Source organism: Arthrobacter sp. Y3223065, from assembly GCF_059090885.1.
The window spans coordinates 662593-685820 of the sequence record NZ_JBNHGC010000003.1; the positions used below are offsets into that span (position 1 = coordinate 662593).

Sequence of the window (23228 nt, forward strand, 5' to 3'; positions counted from 1 at the left end):
CCTGCCAGCTCACCAGGCTTCGTTCTGCGGCTTCGCTTCTCCCCCGACGAGACCGGTGACGACGGCCTTCTTGGCTGATACGTTGGCTGTGGCGGCGCTGCCGCCTGTTTGGCTTATGCGAAGGAAGAAGGACGACGATGTCTGAACCGGCTCCGCTGACCGACCTGGAGATTGCCCGGCGCGCCACCTTGCGGCCCATTACCGACATAGCCGACGCCGCGGGCATCCCGGCGGACGCTCTCGAGTTCTACGGCAGCTACAAGGCGAAGGTTGATCCCGCCAAACTGGGGGAGGGCCACAAGGAACCGCGCGGCCAGGTGGTCCTGGTGACCGCTATGTCGCCCACCCCGGCCGGTGAAGGCAAATCCACGCTCACGGTGGGCCTGGCGGACGCCCTGGCCAGGGCCGGGCACAAGACCATGGTGGCCATCCGTGAACCTTCCCTCGGCCCGATCCTGGGCATGAAGGGCGGGGCAACCGGCGGCGGCTATTCGCAGGTGCTCCCGATGGATGACATCAACCTGCACTTCACCGGAGACTTCCACGCCATCACCTCGGCGAACAACGCGTTGATGGCGCTGGTGGACAACCATATCTACCAGGGCAACGCGCTGGGCATCGACCCCCGCCGGCTGACGTTCCGGCGGGTGCTGGACATGAACGACCGCGCGCTGCGCCAGGTAGTGATCGGACTGGGCGGGCCGACGCAGGGGGTGCCCCGGGAAGCGGGCTTCGATATCACTGTCGCCTCCGAGGTCATGGCGGTCTTTTGCCTCTCGTCCGACCTCGCCGACCTGAAGGCCCGGCTGTCACGGATCACCGTCGGCTACACCTACGACCGCAAGCCCGTCACCGTGGCAGACCTGGGTGTGCAGGGCGCGCTTGCCATGCTGCTCAAAGACGCGATCAAGCCGAACCTGGTCCAGACCATCGCCGGCACGCCCGCCTTCGTGCACGGCGGCCCGTTCGCCAACATCGCCCACGGCTGCAACTCGCTGCTGGCCACGCAGACCGCCCGCCGGCTCGCCGACGTCGTGGTGACCGAAGCCGGGTTCGGGTCCGATCTTGGCGCCGAGAAGTTCATGGACATCAAGGCGCGCGCCGGCGGTTTCGCGCCGTCCGCCATCGTGGTGCTGGCCACCATCCGGGCGCTGAAAATGCACGGCGGCATCCCCAAGGAGCAGCTGAAGGAACCGAACCTGGACGCCGTGCAGGCCGGCATCGCCAATCTTGAGCGCCACGTGGACAACGCGCTCAAATTCGGACTCACGCCCGTGGTGGGCATCAACAAGTTCACCACCGACAGCCCGGAAGAACTCGACTGGGTGCTGGGCTGGTGCCGGCAGAAGGGCGTTGAAGCAGCTATTGCCGATGTCTGGGGCCAGGGCGGCGGCGGCCCCGGCGGCGATGCGCTGGCCGCGAAGGTGGCCCACGTCCTGCAGCAGCCGCAGTCGTTCTCCCCGTTGTACGACCTGGACCTGACCGTGGAGAAAAAGATCGAGACGATCGCCCAGCAAATCTACGGGGCGGACCACGTGGAGTTCACCAGCCCGGCCCGCAAGCGGCTGGCCGAAATCGAGGCGAACGGGTGGGGCAAGCTTCCGGTGTGCATGGCCAAGACGCAGTATTCCTTCACCGACAACCCCTCGGTCCTGGGGGCGCCGAGCGGCTTCAGCATCACCGTGCGGGACCTGATCCCAAAGACCGGGGCGGGTTTCATCGTGGCGCTGACCGGCGACGTCATGACCATGCCGGGCCTGCCGAAGGAACCGGCGGCCGGCCGGATGGACGTGGACGACGACGGCGTCATCACCGGACTCTTCTAGCCCCTGCGCGGCTTCGGCCGGGCACTGCACCTCGGCCTGGAACGGCCGCCTCGGCTTGCTACCGCCGCATCGGCCTAGAACAACCGCCGCAGCACGGGCGTCCGCAACGCAACCAGGGTCAGGGCGAAGGAGCAGGCCGTGGCCACGGAGAACTTCAGGAACAAGAGCGGCAGCGTCGGCTCGCGGTCCGGGAAGACGTGGAAGCTCAGCCACGTCAGGAACAGGTAGTGGCACAGGAACACGCCGAAGGAGGCGTTGGACAGCTGGACGAGCATCCGGCCCAGCCAGCCCGGCGGCTGCCACCCGGCCAGCAGGTGGTATACCGAGGCAAAGATGCACAACGCTGCCGCGGTGACACCGAGCCCCACGTAGCTGGACGGCGTGATGATGTTGAGCAGCGGCGTGGAATCCTGGTTGATCCAGTGCCAGATGTTGAAAACGGACAGCACGACGGCGGCGCCCCCCGCCGCTGCGACCGCACCGCGCGGGAGGCGCACCTGGGTGAGCACCCAGCCGGCCATGAAGTATCCCAGGTAGGGAAACCACTGGGTCAGGATGTTCCAGGGGTACTGCCAGCCCCACTCGTACTGGATGCTGGCGGCCTGGAGGCTGAACAGCGCCAGCGTCAGGACCAGCACGCCGCCGGTCGCGGCGGCCGCCCGTCGTAACGTCACCCGCTGCAGGTAGCGGGCAAGCGGCGGTGCCACCAGGTACAGGCCCAGGATCAGCCACAGGAAGTACAGGTGCGGGTACACGTGGGTGTCGAAGACGGACACCAGCACGGCGACCGGTTCGAGTTCGCGCCCGAGCATCAGGTGGCTGCCGAGGAAGATGTAGGCCAGGTGCCAGGCCACGAGGGCGGGCAGCAGCCGCAGGGCGCGTTTGCGGTAGAACGCCATGGCGCCTTCCGCGTGCGTCCGCGGCGCCAGCACCAGCGCGCCGGAGATGACGACGAAGACCGGCACCACCCAGATGAAGGCAATGTCGATGATCGCCGCCCAGACCCAGTCCGGTTGATGGCGGCGGTCATCGTCGCCGGCCAGTTCACCGAACGAGTGAATGGCCACCACGCCGACGATGCTGACAATGCGCAGGATGTCCAGCGCGTAGTTGCGGCGGGGGAGGGGGGTCGGTCCTCCGAGCTTCCCGGCGGGGGACAGGGAGGGGACGGCCATGAGCCCAATCTACCCGGAAGCCGCCGCCGGCTGGCAAAAAGAAGAACCGGGGCCGGCCTCAGGCCGGCCCCGGTTCTTACGGTGTCTTAGCGGTCGGAGTCGCCGCGGATGAAGGCTTCGACCTTCGCGCGGGCGGTGTCGTCGTCGTACTGTTCCGGCGGGGATTTCATGAAGTAGCTGGAAGCCGAGAGGATCGGCCCGCCGACGCCGCGGTCCAGGGCGATCTTGGCGGCACGGATGGCGTCGATGATCACGCCGGCCGAGTTGGGGGAGTCCCAGACCTCGAGCTTGTATTCAAGCGAGACCGGGGCGTCCCCGAAGTTGCGGCCTTCGAGGCGGACGAACGCCCACTTGCGGTCATCCAGCCAGGACACGTAGTCCGAGGGGCCGATGTGCACGTCGTCGTCGCCGAGCACGGCCGAAGTGTTGGAGGTGACGGCCTGGGTCTTGGAGATCTTCTTGGACTCCAGGCGCTCGCGCTCGAGCATGTTCTTGAAGTCCATGTTGCCGCCGACGTTCAGCTGGTAGGTCCGGTCCAGCACCACGCCGCGGTCTTCGAACAGCTTGGCCATCACGCGGTGGGTGATGGTGGCACCGATCTGGCTCTTGATGTCGTCGCCGACGATGGGAACCCCGGCCGCGGTGAATTTGTCGGCCCATTCCTGGGTGCCGGCGATGAAGACCGGAAGGGCGTTAACGAAGGCGACGCCGGAGTCGATGGCGCACTGTGCGTAGAACTTGGCGGCCTTCTCGGAGCCGACCGGCAGGTAGCAGACCATGACGTCTACCTTGGCCTTGCGCAAAGCAGCGACCACGTCCACGGGCTCGTAGTCGGACTCCACGATGGTCTCGCGGTAGTACTTGCCCAGGCCGTCCAGGGTGTGGCCGCGCTGGACCTTGACGCCCGTGGCCGGAACATCGGCGATCTTGATGGTGTTGTTCTCGCTGGCGCCGATCGCGTCAGCCAGATCCAGGCCCACTTTCTTGCCGTCGACGTCGAATGCGGCGACGAACTCCACGTCGTCGACGTGGTAGGCGCCGAACTTGACGTGCATCAGGCCGGGGATCGTTGCGCTCGGGTCGGCGCCACGATAGTAGTGGACGCCCTGGACCAGCGAGGCCGCACAGTTTCCAACACCGACGATCGCTACCCGGATGGGGTTCTCTGCCACGGTTCTCCTTCGAAACACTTCTGTATGGCCGCCGCGCCGATGGCGGGCAGCCTATCCAGTCTACGCCGTGTTTCAACACATCAGCGGGTTTGTCCATTCCCGGGCAGGTGCGCGGAGTGGTTTGGGCGCTCAGGCGGGCTGCCGCCGGGCGTTGCGCAGCCGGCGCACCAGCCTCAGTGCCGGCGCGGGCAGGACGGTGCGCAGCCTGGCGCGCAGCTTGCGGCGTTGCACCGCGGCCAGGCGCTCCGGATCGGTCGCCAGCTTTCCGGCCCGGGCGCGCGCCGCGAAGCTGGCCAGCAATTCATCCAGCCGCACCGACTGGGCGTGGAAGTAGTTGTCCCGCAGCCAGCGCGGGTCGGGGTGCCCGAACCGGCCGGCCACCAGGTCCTGCAGGTTGCCGACCAGCCCGGAACCGTCGAACACCTTGTTCAACATCTGCTCGGAGAGTCCGAAGTCGTCCAGGATGAGCACCGGCAGGCCGGCGTCGAGCGCTTCCAGGGCGGCGGTGGAGCTGACGGTCACCATGGCCGCTCCCGGGGTGAGCTGTTCCGACATGGGGCCGGTGCAGAACTGCAGTTCGTGCCCGCCCACCGCCCGCGCCGCGACCAGGTCCGCCCACAACTGGTCGAACGGGTACTGCTCCGTGTGCGTCTGCGGCTCGCCCGCCCAGGCCCGCAGCTTCACCCGCACGGACAGCTCCGGCCGCCGCCTGGCCAACGCCGCGAGGGCCTGCAGGATGGCGACGCGCTGCTCGCGCTCCACCGGGACTTTGGCCTGGGGCGCGAACACCACCGAGTCCAGCGGCTTCTGCTGCGGCTCCGGACGGCCGGGCGAGGCCAGGAACGGCAGCCGTGAAACCAGGATCCGTTGGGACAGCCCCATGGCGTCGGCCAAGTCGCTGAACGCCCGGCATTCGGCGTGGCTGTGGGTGATGAACGCGTCGCCGAGCGCCCGGTAGTTCAGCGCCTTGCGGGTCGCGGGGAAGGCGACGCCGGGCAGCGCGGACACCAGTGCCGGCCGCTGCGGCATCCGGGACGCCTGGGTGAAGATTTCTTCCACGATGGGTCCGGTGGCTGCTGCCAGCACGACGTCGGCGCCGGCCAGCGCGGCCCGCAAGCCGGAGGCGGGGATCACCCGCGGCGCCTTGCCGGCCAGGAACGTCCCGGCCGTAGCAGCCTGGGTCTGCTCCAGTGTCGGAAGGATGGGGGAGCGCACCAGCAGCACCTCTCGCTCCCACCCGGCACCGACGGTCTCCAGCGTGGCGCAGGCGAACTTCAGGTAGGAGTCGCTGTCGGCAATTGCCAGCAGACGGAACGGCTGGACCGGGTGGTGCCCGTCGGCCGCGGGTACGGCGGCTTGCCGAGGATCCGCGGTCATCGCTTGCCTCCGTCACACAGGGAGCTGCTCAGGTGCCGGCGCAGTTCCTCCGTTGTCTCGGGCAGCCACCAGTCGTGCGGTACCGGCTGCCCCTTCAGCGGTACGCCGGAAGGGGCAAGGATCAGGCGCAGCGAGGCCAGTACCGTAGAGGGCAGGGCGCGGACTGCCTGCCCGGGCCGCAGGCCGCGCAGGCGCATTTCCACCGGGATCGTGTGTTGCTTGACGTGGATCAGCGGATGCTCCGCCAGGACGCTGAGCAGTTCCGGTTGTTCCCGGCGGTGCGGGAAATACGCAACCGGGCCGTCGTCGGTCAGTGACCGTACCCAGTCCAGGTATGGCTCCGCCCGGATCAGTCCGTCGGCGGGCATGGCCGAACCGACCACGATGGTCGGTTCGCTGATGTTCTCGGTGACAGGCTGGGTGCCCAGCCACTCGAAACGGTGCCGTTCCAAGTGCCCGCCGAGGGCCCGGAACTTCTTCTCCACTGCCGGCTGCACGGCCAAGGCCGTGAACACCAGCAGCCGGCCCTGGCTGGCCATCCGGCGCAGGGTCCACCAGGTGGCCAGGCCCAGCGCCTTGCGGCGGGTGGTCGGCACGGCCCGCGGCCGGATCAGCGGGACGGGTCGCGCGCTGACCAGCATGTGCAGCAGGCTCAGCGTCGCCAGGCCGTCGTCCACGATGACCAGTTCGTCCGCGCCGACGCCGCGCAACAGTTCCGCCTGGACCTTGCCGGAGTAGGCGTCGCCGGTGACCCAGCGGTCGAGCTTTTTGTTGCGCACGGCGGGGAGGGCGGCCGACGGCGGCGCGAACCGGACGCCGCTCGGCACCTGTTCCATCAACGATTGCAGTGTGCTGTCCATGCCTACGGCATCGCTGCGGGGGTAGATGAGCGTTTCCTGGCCCAGCAGGCCGGCACCGTGTGCCTCGACGGCGCTGAGCAACTGCAAGGGGGACTCGGCCCAGACGGCAGCCCGACCGAAGCGCGGGCGCACCAGTTCGCTCCGGCGCCCCCGCTGCGTCTTGGACCTGGCGGGCGGACGGGTTGGACGGCCGTCCGCCGCCGGCGCGAGCTGGGGAAGGAACGCCGCGGTGATCGCTGTTTCGGTCATGGCGCCAGCCTCACGGGGCGTCCCGTGGCCGGAGTTTGCGGACCACACGCCGGCCCAGCCGCCCGACTTTGGCCAGCGGGTGGGCGGCCACGGCCGGCGGCAATCCGCCCGGCAGCTGAAGCTTGGTCAGCCGCCGCCGCTTGAAGTAGCGCATATGGGGTCCGTCCTGGATGTGGTGCAGATAAGTCTCCGCACTCCGGCGGCCTGCTGCCAGCGTATCGGCCTGCATGCAGTAGGAGACGGCCTCGACCAGTTGCTGCAGGCGGCCGGCCGGGGGAGTGTCTGCCGCCTCCTGGTCCGGGGCTTGGACGTTTTGTTCCAGGATCGCGTCGATGATGGTGACCGGCACGCGGTTGCTGTTTTCGTACGGAGTCAGCCGCTCCAGCAGCAGCTCGGTTCCTACGGCCGCCGCATCGATGTTGAACAGGTACTTGGCGGTCATGAGGGCGGTGGAGAAACAGCTGACCACCAACTGCGGCTGCAGACGCTGCATGACTACTTCCGCGGGAACGGAGGACTCCAGGATATCCAGCTGTACACCGAGGTCCCCGGCCGCCGACTGGACAGAGCGCACGGCTCCCGGGCCGGCGCTGGGATGGGGTTTGAAGATGCAGTGCCGCAGCCCCCGCTCCATGGCCTTTTCGATCATCCGGCGGTGCAGCGCCACTTCTTCCTCGGCCGACAGGATTCCGAGCTCGGACAGGTACTGGCCCAGCAGCAGCGCGCTTCCGGCGGCCTCCGGTTGGGACACCGGAAGCACCATGGGCGGCACCGACCGGTTCAACTCCTCCATGGCGCGGCGCAGGGAGGCCGGATCCACCGGCAGCAGCTTGGGATCGTGCTCCCGCAACAACTGCGGGCGCAGCCCCGGAACAAGGTCCACATACAGCAGGGAATCGAGCCGCTGGGCCACGGCCAGCGGGACGGGGTTGCGCGTGGGGCCGTAGCTCATCAGGCCGTCCGAATGTACTGAGACGGCGGCCCGGGCGAAGGTCCGGGCCAGGGCAACCGCAGGGTTGACCTGGATGGACTCGACATAAAGGTGGACCGGATCGTCGCCCAGTTCCCATTCCGAGCGCAGCAGCTTTTGCCATAGATCCAGGTCTTGCTCGCGGGGATTGAACTGCCCCGGCCGCCGGGGCCAGAGCAGCTTGCTGAGGTCCACCATGCGGTCGAACCTGCGGGCGGCTTCGGTGAAGCCCGGCGACTCGTGGAACGGGACAGTGATCTCCGGAATCATGGCGTTGTTGGTCAACACGAGGATGCGTTCGGCGCCGGTCTCGGGCACGGTCCCGTCGTCCACGGCCGCGGCCAGCGAGACGACCTGGTAGAGGGTTGATACGACGAAGAGTTCTTTCACTTCACTGTTCCGATCGCTGTTGCCAGCTTCTGACGCCGGTTCTTGTCCAGGGCCGCCAGACAGGCGCTGACGGCGGGAGCCGGAAGGCTGGCCACGGCAGCGCGGATCCCGGACGTCAGTTCCCGGCGGACAGCTTTGGACATCGAGTCCGACCGGTCGAGATGATGGCAGGCGATGGCCAGGAATTGCCGGATCGCTTTCGGCCGAAAACGGTCTGCCTCGCGGTCTGCGGCCACCAGCCGGAAGACCTCGGCGTAGCTGCGCAGGAAATCCAACTGCCTGCGGTCGAATATCTGGCTCAAGGACGTGGCGACGCCCCGGCGGTAGAAAGCACCCAACTGGTCCGAAACCGCGTAGGAGGTTGCCTGCAGATGCAGGCGCCAGATCCAGGGACGGTCCTCGGCGGTATGCAGGCCGTCCACAAAGTGCAGCAGCCCGGCCTCCTTGAGCGCGCCGTCGAAGATGCCGAAGGGCGCGAACGGATAGTCCACCATGCTCGAGGCGTCGATGGGACCAATATCCTGGCGGGGATCGAGGGCAACGCCGCGCACAGCCTGCGGCGCACGATGAATGGTCCGGATTCCATTGGCGTGCCGGATGTGGTCCACGCGCAGGAAGTCCACCCCCAGCTCCCTGATCTCGGCGGTGATGCGCGACAGGTGGCCGGGCGCGTACCAGTCATCCGGGTCGAAGAAGGCGATGTAGCGTCCGGTGGCGGCGTCCAGCCCCTTGTTGCGGGCCGCGGCCAGGCCGGTTGCGGCGTCGTTGCGGAGGATGCGCAGGCCGGGGAGCCGGCCGGTGAAGGCGGCGGCCAGCTCCCCGGTCCCGTCGGTGGAACCGTCATCGACGACGATGATTTCCATGACCGAGGGATCATCGAACTGGCGGGTCAGGCTGGTCATCGCGTCGCGGATGAAAGGGGCCTGGTCTTTCGCCGGGATGATGACGCTCAGTAATGGCTGGTTCATGACGTGTGGTTAGCCGTCCACCCGGCGCAGGCGGGACAGCGGTGCCAGTTCGCCCGGGAAGACGCGCTTGACGCCGTCGCCCATGGCTTCTTCCAGGATCCGGATGTCGCGGATCAGCGCCTCGAAGCCCTTGGGCTCCAGCGAGGACGCCTGGTCCGATCCCCACATGGTCCGGTCCAGGGTGATGTGCCGTTCCACCGTCACCGCGCCCAGGGCCACGGCGGCCAGCGAGATCTGCAGGCCGCGTTCGTGCCCGGAGTAGCCGACCGGCACCTGGTAACGCTCCTGCAGCGTGGTGATCATCCGCAGGTTCGCCTCTTCCGGCGGCAGCGGGTAGGTGGAGGTGGCGTGCATCAGGATCAGCTTGTCCGTGCCCAGAACCTCCACGGCCTTGTCGATCTGCTCGATCGTGGACATGCCGGTGGACAGGATCACCGGCTTGCCGGTCTCGCGCAGCGCGGTGAGCAGTTCAAGGTCGGTCACGGAGGCGGAAGCGACCTTGTGGGTCAGCGCGCCGGCTTCCTCCATGAACGCGACGGAGGGCACGTCCCACGGCGAGGCGAAGCAGTGCAGGCCCCGGTCGGCGGCGTGGGAGATCAGCTTCTGGTAGATCGGCATGTCGAACTCGACCCGGTACCGGTAGTCCAGGTAGGTCATCTCGCCCCACGGGGTGGAGCGCATCTTGTCCCGCATGTCCGCGGGGGTGGAGATTTCCGGGGTGCGCTTCTGGAACTTCACCGCGTTCGCGCCGGCCTCGGCGGCGACGTCGATCAGCTGCTTGGCGATCTCGATGTCACCGTTGTGGTTGATGCCGATCTCGCCGATCACGTAAACCGGCTGTCCGGCACCGACCTGCACGTCGCCGATCGCGACGGGCGCCGGGGAACCGGCGGGAACATTGGCGGAAACGGTAGCTTCGGTAGTCATCAGTGCACTCTCTCTGTTGTTGCTGCTGTGGTGGCTTGTTGCCGGCGGCGCTCGTCGGCGGCACCGCTGTGGGCGGCGAGGATGAGTTCGCAGATTTCGCGGACCGCACCTTCGCCGCCGTGATGCTGCAGCACGGTCCGTGCCGCAGCCTTGACCTCGGCGCGGGCGTCGCCCACAGCCACGGGCCAACCAACGACGCCCATGGCGGGCAGGTCGTTGACGTCGTTGCCCACGTAGGCAACCCGGTCGGGATCCAGCCGGTTGGCGGCCATCCACTGGCGGACCGCTCCGGCCTTGTCAGAGACGTCCTGGAGGACGTCGATGCCGAGCTTTCCGGCCCGGGCGCTGACCACCTTGTTGCGTTCGGTGGACAAAATCAGTTGCGGAATGCCGGTGCTGCGCAGCCGGGAAATTCCCATGCCGTCCTCGCGGCTGACGCGGACAAACTCTTCGCCTTCGGCATTCACGAAGGCGTGGTCGTCGGTGTGGACGCCGTCGAAGTCCATGACCAGGGCGTCCACGTCGACCGCGCCGGCCACCGGGGCGCCCGCCCGGCCGGCCAGTGCCCGGACCACGTCGAGGTCTTCCAACGAGTCGATTTCGACGGCCTGCCCGGCGGGCACTTCCTGCAGCTTCAGCCGGCCGAAGAAGCGGTGCCCGCGTTCGAGGAAACCCTCGGTGCGCATGGCGTAGAACGCCCCTGTTTCGCGGTACTGCGGCCGGCGGTCCTGGCGGCGGGGCCGCACGTCGGCGCTGTGCCCGACGGCGGTGACGGCACCGTCGTCGTCAAGCGACCAATGGAACGCGTGGCTCTCGGTGACGGAGAAGGCGACGTCGGCGCGGTCCTCCAGCACGTCCAGGACGGCCCGGTCCACGTGCTCCGGCTCGATGAACGGCGAAGTGCACTGCAGCAGGACGGTGACCGCCGGCGGCCGGGGCAGCGTAGCGAGCACATGGAGTACGGCGGATTCGCTGGTGGCGGTGTCTCCGGAAAGCTCCGCGGGGCGGATGACGACGCGGGCGCCGCAGCGTTCGGCTTCGGCCGCGATGTCCGGATGTTCGGTGCTGACGACGACGTCGGTCACCGACGGGGCCGCCAACGCACTGTCGATGGCGCGGGCCACGAGGCTTCGCCCTGCCACGGGCATCAGGTTCTTGAACGGGATCCCTTTGGAACCGCCGCGGGCCGGGATGACGACCAGGACTTCCTGCGGATCGTTGTAACTCATTGGAGTCACGGTAGGAAGCACCGGTAACGGCCGGGGGTGGACCAGGTTACGGGAAGGCGTGCAACAGCGGACGAAAGGGTAACCTGCCGCACGGACCCGGATCTGTGGCCGATGGTGCCGCCGACAGTAGTCTTGGACCATGCCCGGGTCCCGCTCTTCGCGCCGCATGCCGCTGCGCATAGTGGTGCCCAGCCGTAACGACCCGCTCCTGAGGCAATTCACCGAAATGGTGGGCGGACCGTTGGGCCGGCACAGCGCCCCGGGCCTGGTCTCGCCCGGATTTTTCACCGTGGAGCGGGTGCTGATCATCTTGACCACGCTCGCCGCGCTGCTTTCCGTCCTGGTCAAAACGCCGTGCCGGGTGGCCGGGTGGGAGTTGCCGGACTATTTCTACATGGGCTGCTATTCGGACTGGCCGGTGCTGTTCGAGTCCCGCGGCCTCGCCGAAGGTGTGATGCCGTTCGTCACGGCGGGAAGTTCCTTCGAATACCCCGTGTTGCTGGGGCTGGTGGCCGGGGCGACGGCGTGGCTGGTTCCCGGCGAGGGCGCGTCCCCGGAACGGGCCCTGGCCTATTTCGATATCAACGCCACCTTGGTGGCCGTGGTCTGGCTGGTCACCGTCATCGCGACGGCGCGGATGAGCCACCGGCGGCCCTGGGACGCGGCGATGGTGGCGCTGGCACCGGGCATTGTGCTCGCCGGGACGATCAACTGGGACCTCTGGGCCGCAATGCTGGCCGCCCTGGCGATGCTCGCCTTCGCGCGGCGCCGCCCGGTCCTGGCCGGGGTGTTCATCGCCCTCGGCGCCGCGCTCAAGTTGTATCCGGTGCTGATCTTCGGACCCATCCTGCTGCTGGCGGTGCGGACCGGCAGGTACCGCCCCCTGGCCCGGTCCGCCCTGGCGGCGGCCGCGACCTGGCTGGCGGTCAATCTTCCGTTCATGCTGCGGGACTTCGGCGGCTGGTTCCACTTCCTCGACTACAGCCGGCAACGCGAAGCCGGTCATTCGTCGATCTGGTACGCCTACAACCTGACGGCGCAACGGCAGCAACTGCCCGTCCTCAGCCCCGAATTCATCAACACCGCCTCCCTCCTCCTGTTTGCGGCCGCCTGCGCGGGCATCGCGCTCCTGGCCTTGGCGGCGCCGAGGCGCCCCCGGGTGGCGTCCCTGGTTTTCCTGGTGGTGGCCGCCTTCGTGCTCACCAACAAGGTCTACTCGCCGCAATTCGTGGTGTGGCTGGTCCCGCTGGCCGTACTCGCGCATCCCCGGTGGCGCGACTTCCTGATCTGGCAGTTCTTCGAGGCCATGCACTGGTGGGCCGTCTGGATGCATCTGGGCCAGGTGACGAGCGGCGGCGAAGCGGCGCGCAACCTGGACGCCCCGTACTACGTGCTGGCCGTCATCGCTCATATTGCAGCAACGGCATACATAGCGGGGAAGGTGGTGCGGGCCATCTGGTCGCCGGAGCATGATCCGGTCCGCCGCGTGGGCACCGACGACCCGCAGGGCGGGGGTTACAACGGGGCGCTGGACAGGTTCACGCTGCCGCTGCCGGGCGGTACAAGAGGCCGCGGTGCCGGTCCGCCGGCCGCCAAGACGAGCGGGCAGGGCGAATATGCGCCGCCAGGCATAAAAGCGTGGCGGCGGCCTTCGATCTGGCCTGGCATTGCCGGTGAGGCCGCGCAGGCCACAAGGTGGAAGCCACAGCGTGAAGGAGATCCAACGTGACGGACGTAGCGGTAGTCGGCGCCGGGCCGAACGGGTTGGCGGCGGCCGTCATCATGGCGCGCGCGGGCCTCGGAGTCACGGTCTTCGAAGCGGCAGCCACGCCCGGCGGCGGCTCGCGCACGCTGGAACTGATGGAGCCGGGCCACTGGCACGACGTCTGCTCCGCGGTACATCCGATGGCCGCGGCTTCGCCGTTTTTCCGGGACTTCGGGCTGGACCAGCGGATCGAACTGCTGGTGCCGGACGTCTCCTACGGCCAAGTGATCGACGGGGCAGCCGCGGCGGTGGCCCATCGCGACCTTAACCGGACCGTGGACGGGCTGGGGGCCGACGGCGGCGCGTACCGGCAGCTGATGGAGCCGCTCGTCGCCCGGACCGACGCGCTGCTCGAGTTCACCATGGACCAGCTCCTCCAGGTGCCCGCGAGCCCGGTCACGGCCTTCCGGTACGGGCTCCGCGCCCTGGAGCAGGGCTCACCCGCCTGGAACCTGCGCTTCAAGGAACAGTTCGCACCGGCGCTGCTGACCGGCGTCGCCGCACACACGACCGGCGGGGTGCGCCGCCTCTCGTCCGCTGGTGCGGGGCTGATGCTGGGCGCGCTCGCCCATGCCGTGGGCTTCCCCCTGCCCGCCCGGGGATCACAGGCCATCATCGACGCCATGGTCGAGGACCTGCGGGCCCACGGCGGCCGGCTGGAGACCGGGCACCGGGTCGCGTCGCTCGCCGAGCTGACCGGCGCCGAGGCAGTGATGCTGGATACCTCACCCACCGAGCTGCTGCGGCTGGCCGGCGGCCGGCTCCCGTCCCGCTATGCGCGCGCCCTGCGGCGCTTCCGCTACGGACCCGGGGCGGCCAAGGTGGACTACATCCTGTCCGGGCCGGTTCCGTGGACCCATCCGGACCTGCGCCGGGCCGGCACCGTGCATCTGGGCGGGACACGGGAACAGATGGCAGCCTCCGAGCGGGAGATTGCCCGGGGCCGGCACTCGGAGGACCCGGTGATCCTGACGGCGCAGCCCGCCGTGGTCGATCCGTCCCGGGCACCCGCGGGGCGCCACGTGCTCTGGACCTATTGCCACGTTCCGGGCGGTTCCACCCGGGACATGGAGCCGGTCATCACCGCTGCGCTGGAGCGCGCCGCCCCCGGGTTTACCGACCTCGTGGTGGATTCGGCCAGCATGTCCGCGGCCGACTACGAGGCCTACAATCCCAACTACGTCGGCGGCGACTTCGGGACCGGGGCCGTCAGCCTGCCGCAGCTCGCGGCGCGTCCGGTGCTGAGCCGGAAGCCCTGGCGGACCCCGCTGCACGGCGTCTATTTGTGCTCGGCCGGGACACCGCCCGGCCCCGGAGTGCACGGCATGGCCGGCTACCGCGCCGCCGAGCTGGCCCTGCGGGAGCAATTCGGACTGGCTGTCCCGTCCCTGAGTCCGTAAGCCATGGCTCAGCGGGCGGTGCCAGTGGAAGATGGTCCCATGGATCCTGTCGCCGCCTTGAACGAAATCGCCTTCTGGCTGGAGCGCGAACTCGCCCCCACGTACAAAGTGCAGGCTTTCCGGAGGGCAGCCGCCGTCGCCGGCGGGCTGGATCCCGGCGAACTCGCCGAGCGGGCACGCAGCGGCCGGCTGAAGAGCATGAAAGGGATCGGTTCCAGCACCTTCGTGGTAATCCAGCAAGCGGTCGACGGCGAGGTCCCGGACTATCTGGCGAAGGTGCGGGAGCGCGCCGCGGCACCCCTGGCCGAGGGCGGCCGCGAGCTGCACCAAGCCCTGCGCGGCGATCTGCACAGCCACAGCGACTGGTCCGACGGCGGCTCGCCGCCTGAAGCCATGGCCGATGCCGCCCGCTGGCTCGGCCGCGACTACCTCGCCCTGACCGACCACTCCCCGAACCTTACGGTTGCCAATGGCCTGAGCGCGGAGCGGCTGGCCAGGCAGCTTGAGCTGGTCGAGGAGCTCAACGCCGGAGCGGACGGCTTCCGGGTGCTGACCGGGATCGAAGCCGACATCCTGGAGAGCGGCGAACTGGACCAAGCACCGGAGATGCTCGACCCGCTGGACGTGGTGGTCGCCAGCGTGCATTCCAAGCTGAGGTCGGACCGGGCCACCATGACCCGCAGGATGCTCGGCGCCATCGAGAACCCGCGCACCAACGTGCTGGGCCACTGCACCGGGCGGCTGGTCAAGGGATCACGGGGAACGCGGCCGCAGTCGGAGTTCGACGCGGGGCGCGTGTTCGACGCCTGCGCGGAGAACAACGTTGCGGTCGAAATCAACTCCCGGCCCGAGCGGCAGGACCCTCCGGACGAGCTCATCCAGCTGGCCCTCGACGCCGGCTGCCTGTTCAGCATCGACAGCGACGCCCACGCGCCCGGTCAGCTCGACTTCCTCCACTACGGCGCCGAACGGGCGGCCGCAAACGGCGTCCCGGCCGAACGGATCATCACCACCTGGCCGGTGGAGCGCCTGCTCGAGTGGACCCGGGCGGGCAGGTAGCCCGCTGGTGCAGGATGCCGGCTGACCGTCCCGACGCAGCCTTCCCGTGCGCCGCTCGCCACCGTATATCGTGCAAAGAGGGCTGCCATCGGAGCCCAACAACATAACGACGGCGGTGCACGGCTGCCGCAAGGAGGTACAGATGCGTCTGGGGACAGTACGGCGGAACGGGACCACGCAGGCGTTCCGGCAGGACGGCGACGCCACCGAATACCTGCCGGCCAGGGACGTCGGAGAGCTGCTGCAGCGCGGGGACTGGCGCACGCTCTCCGGGGAGCCGGGCCCGGCGCCCGCGGCGTCGGAGCTTCAGCTGCCGATCCTGCACCCGGGCAAGATCCTCTGCGCCGGCCTGAACTATTACGCCCACGCCGAAGAAGTGGGCCAGGAGGTCCCGAAGTACCCCACGATCTTCACCAAGTACGCGAACGCGCTGGTCGGCCCCACGGACGACGTGGTGCTGCCGGCGGCCAGCTCGAAGATCGACTGGGAGGCCGAGCTGACCGTGGTGATCGGCTCCCGCGTCCGGCACGCCGATGAGGCCGCAGCCCGGGACGCGATCGCCGGCTACACGGTGATGAACGACGTCTCGGTCCGGGACTGGCAGGGCCGCACCTCGGAATGGTTCCAGGGTAAAAACTGGGACCGGATGACGCCGGTGGGCCCCGTCGTCGTCACGGCAGACGAGCTGGATCCGGAAGCGGGGCTGGCGGTGGAATGCGAGCTGGACGGCGTGGTCAAGCAGTCGGGCAACACCTCGGACCTGATCTTCTCCTGCGCGCAGCTCGTGTCCTACGTCAGCCAATTCATGACCCTGGAACCCGGCGACCTGCTGGCCACCGGCACCCCGGCCGGCGTGGGACTGGCCCGGAAACCGCGGGAATGGATTCCCGCCGGAGCGCACCTGGTGACCCGGATCGAGGGAATCGGCGAGCTGCACAACCGCTGCGTGGCCGAGGAACGGCGCTGAAACGTCGAATTTCTCCCGCCGGCGTCCTAGGATCAAGGAGTGGCACAAACACGGCTGTTTGGGCGTGACCGGGAGGTGGCGCAGTGGCGCGACCTCGCCACTGCTGTGGAATCCGGCCGCAGCATCGAACTGACCGTCAGCGGCCCGTCCGGAATCGGCAAGACATCCCTGCTGGAGACGGTGTGCGCCGATGCCTCCGCGCGCGGCTGGAAACTGCTGCGCGCCGCCGGCGCCGCCAGCCGCTCGTTGCCCGGGTCCATGTTCTGGCAGTGGTTCGCGCCGCTGGCCCAGCAGGTGCCGGAGCAGGGCCCGCCGTTCGACGGGCAGGGCCGGGTGCTGCATACCTTCCTGACGCACGCGGGCGGCCCGCTGCACAAGGACGCCCTGACCTATTCCGCCTCCTGGGTACTGCGCTCGCTGGCCCAGGAGGGACCGGTGGCCGCCGTGGTGGACGACGCCCAGTGGCTCGATGAACTCTCGCTCCAGTCGCTGTCCGACATGGCGGGCCTGCTGATCGACGCCCCGCTGCTGCTCCTGCGCGGGGTGCGTACCGGCCAGGGTGCGGAGCGCGGCGACGGTATCCGGGCGGACTCCCTGCTGCTGGGTGCCGACGACCGCGGTGCCCGCGGCGGTACCTCCCGTGCCGATGGGCGCGTGCACTGGCCGCTGGAACCGCTGGACCGCCAGGCCGTGGCCGAGTGGACAGCCAACCGGAGGCCCGCTGCGGACCATGCCGTGGCGGCGCGCATCCATGCGGCGGCGGGAGGACTGCCGTTCTACGTCCACGAACTCCTGGAGGACGGCGCCGGGGCAGGGCTCGACGGCGCGGGCGTCAATAAGGCCAGGGCGGAAGCAGCGGTGCTCGAAGACCGCCTCGACCGGCTCTCGGCGACCGAGCGCGCGGTGCTGGACGCCGTCGTCGTCCTGGGGGAGGACGCCGGCCACCAGCTCCTGGCGCGCATGACGGGGCTGCCGGTGGCCGGAATGACCCCGGTGCTGAAGCGCCTTGTCGCCGCGCGGTTCCTGAGCTCCCTGCGTCCCCGGCCGCGGATCCAGCACGCCCTGGTGGCCGAAGCGGTGCTCGCCACGTTGGAGCCCGACCGGCAGGCCGAACTGCACGGCCAGGCTGCGGCCGCCCTGATGGCGCAGGGCAGCGAGAGCGCAGTAGTAGCGGGCCATCTCCTGGCGACCAGGCCCGGCACCGACCCCGCCTCGGCCGAAATCCTGCTCGATGCCGCCGGCGGGGCCCGGCGCATCGGCGCGGCGGAGCTTGCCGTCCGGCTCATCGAGCGGGCCATGGCGGAGAACGGGCTGGCACCGGATCTGCAGCGGCGGATCCTGATTGAAGCGTCGCTGGCCCATCAGGCGGCCGGGCACATCAAGCAGGCGGAGGTTTTAGGACGACGGGCGCTGGCCATGACGGACGGCACTCGGGCGGGCGTGGAGCTGCTGCTGGATTTCGCCGAGGCCCGGTATTCGATCAACCGGGTGGAGGAAAGTTCGCGTTACTACGGCCAGGCACTGAGCGAATTGGAAAACGACGACGACCCGCACACCGAGCTCAGGCGCCGGGTCGTTGCGCTGGCGACAGGGGCAGGGTTCCAGCAACTGCAGTTCGCCACGCAGTACGGCCAGGAGCTGGCGAGCATCCTGGCGCAGGACCCGGCCCAGGACGGCCCGAGCGACCGGCTGTTGCTGGTGCAGGAGGCGCTGCGGCTGACCGTGACCGGAACGGATGCCAAGCGCAGCGGCGAACTGGCGCTGCGGGCGTGCGCCGGCGGAAAACTGCTGGCGGAAGTCGGCGCGGAGTCCAACATCATCAACTACGCGACGGGTGCGCTCAACGGCTCCGAACAGGACGCCGCGGCCCTTGAGCTGCTGGACGCCGCCATAGCCGAGGCACGGGCCAACTCCTCGCCCATGGCGAACGCCACCCTGACCTACTGCCGCGGGGCCATTCATCTTAACCGGGGGCGGCTGCGGCTGGCCCAAATGGATCTGGAAATGAGCATGCAGGCGGCAGACACCGGCTGGCGGACGTATCTGGAGGTAGCCTGCGTGACGCTGGCCGAGGTCTACCTGGCCCGTGACGATCTTGCCGCCGCCGACGGCCTGCTGAAACGGGTCCCGCTGGCGGAAGAACGCGTGCCTCTGGTGCAGGCCATGGCGCTGCAGCTGCACGGAGTGGTGGCCGCCGGACACGGGGACCACCAGCTGGCGCTCGAGTACTTCGCCACCGCCATGGACCTCGGCGCCGGCCTGGGCCCGACGCTGAACCTGTGGACGCGCAGCGCCATTGAATCCGCCGCCCGCGCCGGGCAGACCGAATACGCCTCCGCGGTTGCCGCCGAGCTGCTCCAGGAGGTCCGCTCCTTCGGCGCCCCGCGCCTGACCGGCACCGTGCTGCGGGCCGCCGCGCTGGCCCAGCCGGGGCCGAGCGCCGTCGTCATGCTGCGCGAAGCCATCGCCCTGCTTGAAGCCCATGAAGGCCGCTACCAGCTGGCGCTGGCCCTGGCCGACCTGGCCGAGATCTGCCTGCAACCGGCGCAGGGCGACGCGCTGCTGGCGTTCCGGACCGAAGCGCTGGCGGCGGCGCGCAAGGCGCTGGTCCTGGGGAACCGGATAGGGGCCGCCGCGGTGGCACGGCGCATGACCCACCTGCTGGCGCAGCAGGATCATCACCTGCCGCTGATCGCGGAGAACAAGGCCGACCGGCTGACGCCCGCCGAGTACCGGGTCTGCTCCCTGGCGGCCAAGGGACTCACGAACCGGAAAATTGCGGCGGAGCTGTTCATCACCATCAAGGCGGTGGAATGGCACCTGTCCCGGTCGTTCGCCAAGCTCGGGATCGCCTCCCGCAAGGACCTTGCGGCCGTGCTGGACCGGCAGGACTGAGACGCGCCGGTGCTAGCCCCGCAGCACCCTAGGGTTTCCTAACTAGGGTGGATTGATCTGGCATACCGAAGCCGCCGGGATCATGATTGAAGGTGTCAGCAACCGGAACGGGAGACCACACCGGAGGCGGCGGCATCCGGATCCCAGTTGGGGGGACGCGCTTTAGGGCGGTGGATCCGATGCCGCACACGAAATGGCTCGAAGTGAGTTGGCTAATGGGGAGGCCTGACTTTGAGCCATTTCGTATGCCCGCGACCATGACAGACTGGGTCCGTGGCCCATCTCGACGTCTCCAACATCACCTATTTCCTCTCCGACGGCCGCCAGTTGCTCAACGGCGTTGGCTTCAAGGTCGGCGACGGCGCCAAAACCGCGCTGATCGGACCCAACGGCACCGGCAAGACCACCCTGCTGCGGATCATCGCCGGCGACATTGGCCCGGACGAAGGCGCCGTGGCGCGCTCCGGCGCCATGGGCATCATGCGGCAGTTCGTCGGCCAGGTCCGGGACGGAACCACGGTCCGCGACCTCCTGGTCGGCGCCGCCCCGCCGGCCCTCGCCGCCGCGGCACGGGCCGTGGACGAAGCCGAGCTGGCCATGATGGAGCGCGACGACGAGCCCACCCAGATGCGGTATGCGCAGGCGCTCGCGGACTGGGGCGACGCCGGCGGCTACGAGCAGGAGACCGTCTGGGACGAGGTCACCACGGCCGCCCTGGGCGTGCCCTTCGACCGCGCGCAGCACCGCACCGCATCGACCCTGTCCGGCGGCGAACAGAAGCGCCTGGTGCTGGAAGCGCTCTTCGCCGGCCCGGACGAACTGCTGCTGCTGGACGAACCGGACAACTATCTGGACGTGCCCGGCAAGCGCTGGCTGGAAGAAAAGCTGCGGGAATCCCGGAAATCGGTGCTGTTCGTCAGCCACGACCGTGAACTGCTGGCCAATGCGGCCACTCGGATCGTCACCCTCGAACCCGGCGCCCTCGGGGCCACCGCCTGGGTCCACGGCGGTGGCTTCGAGAGCTACCTGCAGGCCCGGGACGACCGCAACGCCCGCTTCGAAGAACTGCGCAAGCGGTGGGACGAGGAGCACGCCAAGCTCAAAGAGCTGGTGAACATGTACAAGAACAAGGCCGCGTTCCGCTCCGACATGGCCAATCGGTACCACGCCGCCACGACCCGGCTGCAAAAGTTCCTCGAGGCCGGTCCGCCGGAGGCCGTGCCGATCGAACAGAACGTGCAGATGCGGCTGAAGGGCGGGCGCACGGCCAAGCGGGCCGTGGTGGCCACCAAGCTGGAGCTGACCGGCCTGATGAAGCCCTTCAGCACCGAGATCTGGTTCGGCGACCGTGTGGGGGTGCTGGGATCCAACGGTTCCGGCAAGTCCCACTTCCTGCGCCTGCTGGCCAGCGGCGGCACCGACCCGGAGAAAGAGCACCTGCCCGTCTCGGAAGTCCGGATCGCCCACGTGCCGCACACCGGCACCGTGAAGCTCGGGGCCAGGATCCGCCCCGGCTTCTTTGCGCAGACCCACATCCGCCCGGACCTGCTGGGCAAGTCCCTGGTGGACATCCTGCACCGCGGCGACGACCACCGCTCCGGCTTGGGGCGCGAAGCCGCGGCCGCCGTCCTGGACCGCTACGGCCTGGCCCGGCAGGCGGAACAGCTGTACGACTCGCTCTCCGGCGGACAGCAGGCGCGGCTGCAGATCCTGCTGCTGGAACTTTCCGGTGCCACCCTGCTGCTGCTCGACGAGCCGACGGACAACCTGGACCTGCATTCCGCGGAGGCGCTGGAGAAGGCCATCGACGCGTTCGAGGGCACGGTGCTGGCCGTCACCCACGACCGCTGGTTCGCGCGCAGCTTCGACCGCTTCCTGGTGTTCGGCTCCGACGGCCGGGTCTACGAGAGCGATACCCCGGTGTGGGATGAGGACCGTGTTGTCCGGGAGCGCTGAACCGCCCGGCGTCGAGGGGAACGTCGAGGGGAGCAGGGCCGCGAAGCGCCGGCCCGGCGAACCGCCGCGCCCGGTCCGGGCCGCCACCTACGCGACCTTCGCCATCTTCGGGCTCAACGGGCTCGTCTTCGCCAGCTGGGCGGCCCGCATCCCGGCCGCCGCGGCAACGCTGGACATCAGCGCCGGCAGCATCGGCGCGCTGTTGCTGGCCCTCGGCCTCGGCTCGGTCATCTCGCTGCCCCTGGCCGGCCCCCTTGCCGCCAGGATCGGCACGGCCAACAGCGTCCGGGCCGGCGGGCTGATCGCAGCGGTCAGCGCGGCCGGCCTCGCCGCCGCGTTGGCGGCCGGCTCCTTTCCCGCCGCCGCCGCGGCGCTGTTCATATACGGCGTGGGCGTGGCCTGGTGGGACGTGGCGCAGAACATCGAAGGCGCCGACGTGGAGCGGAAACTGCTGCGCACCATCATGCCGAAGTTCCACGCCGCCTTCAGCCTGGGCGCGTTCGCAGGCGCCATGATCGGCGCCTGGCTCTCCGTGCTCGGGGTTTCGCTGGCCACCCATCTGGCGGTGCTGTCCGTGGTGGTCGCGGTCGCCACCTGGGTGGTGCCGCGGGCCTTCCTGCCCCACCGCCCCCAGCATGACGACGACGGCGGTGCCCGCCCCGGCCGCTTCGCCGCCTGGCGGGAACGGCGCACGGTGCTGATCGGCGTCGTCGTCCTCGGGGCCGCCCTGACCGAGGGCGCCGCCAACGACTGGATCGCCCAGGCGACCGTCGTCGGGCTCGGCGCCACCGAAGCGACCGGCGCCGTCATGTTCGGGGTCTTCGTGGCCACCATGACGGTGCTGCGCCTGGCCGGCGGGCGGTTCATCGACCGCTGGGGACGCGTCGCCGTGCTGCGGGTCAGCCTGGGCACAGCACTAGCCGGCCTGCTGCTCTTTGTGCTGGCGCCGAACCTGCCGCTGGCCTTTGCCGGGGCCGTGCTCTGGGGAGCCGGCGCCGCGCTGGGCTTCCCGATGGGCATGTCGGCGGCCGCGGACGATCCGGCCCGGGCCGCGGGACGGGTATCGGTGGTCTCGACCCTTGGCTATGTGGCGTTCCTGGCCGGACCGCCTTTCCTCGGGTTCCTGGGCGAACAGGTAGGCCTCCGCAACGCCCTGCTGGCCGTCGCCGCGGTGATGGTCGCCTCGCTGCTGACGGCCCCGGCCGCCCGCGAACAGCGGCAACGGCGAGCCTAAGGGTGACAGCAACGTGGATAGGGCGAAGGGGTTATGACCCAGCCCCCAAGCCCGGCGCACCTGTGGGCTGCAGACGTCCTGCACCTGCACCCCCGACCAGGTAGTCTCAGAGATTTCAGAGGCAGGTGAAGCCGCATCGGACGATGCCGACGGCTCGGTCGCCAAATCCTATGCCAGGCGTCAGCTAAACCCATATCCCACCTAAACCTGAGTGCCCGGAAACGTTCCTTTTCCGCCCGGCAAACGCCTTATCATCGCAAGCTTCCGGTATGGAACTTCCCTGAATAAACCGCAGCGGCGGAGGGGGGTCTGGGACAAAAGGGCATTTGTAGAAGGTCGAAGGTGGAGCTTATCCCGGCGGCCAAAGCGCTCGGGCAGTGTCCGAAAAGACCAATGTGCAGGTCCCCGGTTTCTACCTTGAGCACCACTTAGTGCAGCGGTGGAAGGGTACCCAACAAAACTCGTTCACGGTCTCTATGAAGTTATGAGGCTCATTTGGCGCAGTCTCCCAACCTCTTGGCGTGGATTCTCATCTCGCCCCAGAGCGCTCGCTCGTAGCGTTGACGTGGCATCGGCTGGCAGAGAAGCCGGCCCACACGCCGGCGGCAGCGATCGTCCAAGTACGGATGAGGGATATGAGCTGCCGCTCCGCATGGCGCATGGCTCCCTCCGGTCCGAATCGCGAGGGGCGCAGGTGCCACACATGGTCAACAAGACCCCAGCGACTGCTGGGCCTAAGCAAGGATAGTCAAGGATGACGCACTCTACAGTGGCCGGGCCTCGTACCGGCCGAATCGCACCGATAATTG

At 68.9% G+C, this 23228-nt stretch carries 16 protein-coding genes; 8 read left to right on the forward strand and 8 right to left on the reverse strand.

The window, feature by feature from the left end:
* Window positions 1-137 precede the first annotated feature (137 nt).
* Window positions 138-1826 carry a formate--tetrahydrofolate ligase gene (locus AC5RUK_RS11685; protein WP_494152254.1) on the forward strand — a complete coding sequence of 563 codons (1689 nt, stop codon included), beginning with the start codon at window positions 138-140 and terminating at the stop codon, window positions 1824-1826.
* Between the two features lie 74 nt (window positions 1827-1900).
* On the opposite strand, the gene AC5RUK_RS11690 is transcribed toward AC5RUK_RS11685, so the two are convergent.
* The 8 genes from AC5RUK_RS11690 to AC5RUK_RS11725 form a co-directional block, all read right to left on the reverse strand.
* Window positions 1901-3001, reverse strand: a complete 1101-nt coding sequence (locus AC5RUK_RS11690) for an acyltransferase (RefSeq protein WP_494152255.1) — start codon at window positions 2999-3001, stop codon at window positions 1901-1903.
* Between the two features lie 86 nt (window positions 3002-3087).
* Window positions 3088-4173 (reverse strand): inositol-3-phosphate synthase, encoded by a 1086-nt coding sequence (locus tag AC5RUK_RS11695; protein WP_494152256.1) that lies wholly within the window; start codon window positions 4171-4173, stop codon window positions 3088-3090.
* 129 nt (window positions 4174-4302) lie between these two features.
* Entirely contained in the window at window positions 4303-5550 is a 1248-nt protein-coding gene (locus AC5RUK_RS11700; RefSeq protein ID WP_494152257.1) for a DUF6716 putative glycosyltransferase, read from the reverse strand.
* Window positions 5547-6659: a hypothetical protein gene (locus AC5RUK_RS11705; protein WP_494152258.1), complete on the reverse strand. Its 1113-nt coding sequence runs from the start codon at window positions 6657-6659 to the stop codon at window positions 5547-5549. Before AC5RUK_RS11705 ends, AC5RUK_RS11700 begins: the two co-directional genes overlap by 4 nt.
* Before the next feature lie 10 nt (window positions 6660-6669).
* Window positions 6670-8019, reverse strand: a complete 1350-nt coding sequence (locus tag AC5RUK_RS11710; protein ID WP_494152259.1) for a polysialyltransferase family glycosyltransferase — start codon at window positions 8017-8019, stop codon at window positions 6670-6672.
* A complete protein-coding gene (locus AC5RUK_RS11715) occupies window positions 8016-8987 on the reverse strand; it encodes a glycosyltransferase (RefSeq protein ID WP_494152260.1) in 972 nt (323 codons plus the stop codon). Before AC5RUK_RS11715 ends, AC5RUK_RS11710 begins: the two co-directional genes overlap by 4 nt.
* A gap of 9 nt (window positions 8988-8996) precedes the next feature.
* Window positions 8997-9914, reverse strand: a complete 918-nt coding sequence (locus tag AC5RUK_RS11720) for an N-acetylneuraminate synthase family protein (protein WP_494107057.1) — start codon at window positions 9912-9914, stop codon at window positions 8997-8999.
* Window positions 9914-11143, reverse strand: a complete 1230-nt coding sequence (locus tag AC5RUK_RS11725; RefSeq protein ID WP_494152261.1) for a cytidylyltransferase domain-containing protein — start codon at window positions 11141-11143, stop codon at window positions 9914-9916. Before AC5RUK_RS11725 ends, AC5RUK_RS11720 begins: the two co-directional genes overlap by 1 nt.
* A 139-nt stretch (window positions 11144-11282) precedes the next feature.
* Here AC5RUK_RS11725 and AC5RUK_RS11730 point away from each other — a divergent pair, with 139 nt between their 5' ends.
* From AC5RUK_RS11730 to AC5RUK_RS11760, 7 genes are all read left to right on the forward strand, one after another.
* Complete coding sequence (locus tag AC5RUK_RS11730) at window positions 11283-12872, forward strand: glycosyltransferase family 87 protein (RefSeq protein WP_494152262.1); 1590 nt, start codon at window positions 11283-11285, stop codon at window positions 12870-12872.
* Window positions 12869-14308, forward strand: a complete 1440-nt coding sequence (locus AC5RUK_RS11735; protein WP_494152263.1) for a phytoene desaturase family protein — start codon at window positions 12869-12871, stop codon at window positions 14306-14308. Before AC5RUK_RS11730 ends, AC5RUK_RS11735 begins: the two co-directional genes overlap by 4 nt.
* 39 nt (window positions 14309-14347) lie before the next feature.
* On the forward strand, window positions 14348-15367 hold the full coding sequence (locus AC5RUK_RS11740; protein ID WP_494152264.1) for a PHP domain-containing protein: 1020 nt from the start codon (window positions 14348-14350) through the stop codon (window positions 15365-15367).
* A gap of 142 nt (window positions 15368-15509) precedes the next feature.
* Window positions 15510-16334 (forward strand): fumarylacetoacetate hydrolase family protein, encoded by an 825-nt coding sequence (locus tag AC5RUK_RS11745; protein WP_494152265.1) that lies wholly within the window; start codon window positions 15510-15512, stop codon window positions 16332-16334.
* A gap of 39 nt (window positions 16335-16373) precedes the next feature.
* Window positions 16374-19229: a helix-turn-helix transcriptional regulator gene (locus tag AC5RUK_RS11750; protein WP_494152266.1), complete on the forward strand. Its 2856-nt coding sequence runs from the start codon at window positions 16374-16376 to the stop codon at window positions 19227-19229.
* Between the two features lie 273 nt (window positions 19230-19502).
* The gene (locus AC5RUK_RS11755) at window positions 19503-21185 is read left to right on the forward strand and encodes an ABC-F family ATP-binding cassette domain-containing protein (RefSeq protein ID WP_494152267.1); all 1683 of its coding nucleotides are present in this window, start codon (window positions 19503-19505) and stop codon (window positions 21183-21185) included.
* A 103-nt stretch (window positions 21186-21288) separates the two neighbouring features.
* Complete coding sequence (locus AC5RUK_RS11760) at window positions 21289-22419, forward strand: MFS transporter (RefSeq protein ID WP_494152282.1); 1131 nt, start codon at window positions 21289-21291, stop codon at window positions 22417-22419.
* Window positions 22420-23228: the final 809 nt, after the last annotated feature.

Excerpts from the sequence above, each read along its gene's own strand:
- AC5RUK_RS11685 (WP_494152254.1), top strand. The coding sequence starts at position 138 with ATGTCTGAACCGGCTCCGCTGACCGACCTGGAGATTGCCCGGCGCGCC.
- AC5RUK_RS11690 (WP_494152255.1), bottom strand. The coding sequence starts at position 3,001 with ATGGCCGTCCCCTCCCTGTCCCCCGCCGGGAAGCTCGGAGGACCGACC.
- AC5RUK_RS11700 (WP_494152257.1), bottom strand. The coding sequence starts at position 5,550 with ATGACCGCGGATCCTCGGCAAGCCGCCGTACCCGCGGCCGACGGGCAC.
- AC5RUK_RS11705 (WP_494152258.1), bottom strand. The coding sequence starts at position 6,659 with ATGACCGAAACAGCGATCACCGCGGCGTTCCTTCCCCAGCTCGCGCCG.
- AC5RUK_RS11715 (WP_494152260.1), bottom strand. The coding sequence starts at position 8,987 with ATGAACCAGCCATTACTGAGCGTCATCATCCCGGCGAAAGACCAGGCC.
- AC5RUK_RS11720 (WP_494107057.1), bottom strand. The coding sequence starts at position 9,914 with ATGACTACCGAAGCTACCGTTTCCGCCAATGTTCCCGCCGGTTCCCCG.
- AC5RUK_RS11725 (WP_494152261.1), bottom strand. The coding sequence starts at position 11,143 with ATGAGTTACAACGATCCGCAGGAAGTCCTGGTCGTCATCCCGGCCCGC.
- AC5RUK_RS11730 (WP_494152262.1), top strand. The coding sequence starts at position 11,283 with ATGCCCGGGTCCCGCTCTTCGCGCCGCATGCCGCTGCGCATAGTGGTG.
- AC5RUK_RS11740 (WP_494152264.1), top strand. The coding sequence starts at position 14,348 with ATGGATCCTGTCGCCGCCTTGAACGAAATCGCCTTCTGGCTGGAGCGC.
- AC5RUK_RS11745 (WP_494152265.1), top strand. The coding sequence starts at position 15,510 with ATGCGTCTGGGGACAGTACGGCGGAACGGGACCACGCAGGCGTTCCGG.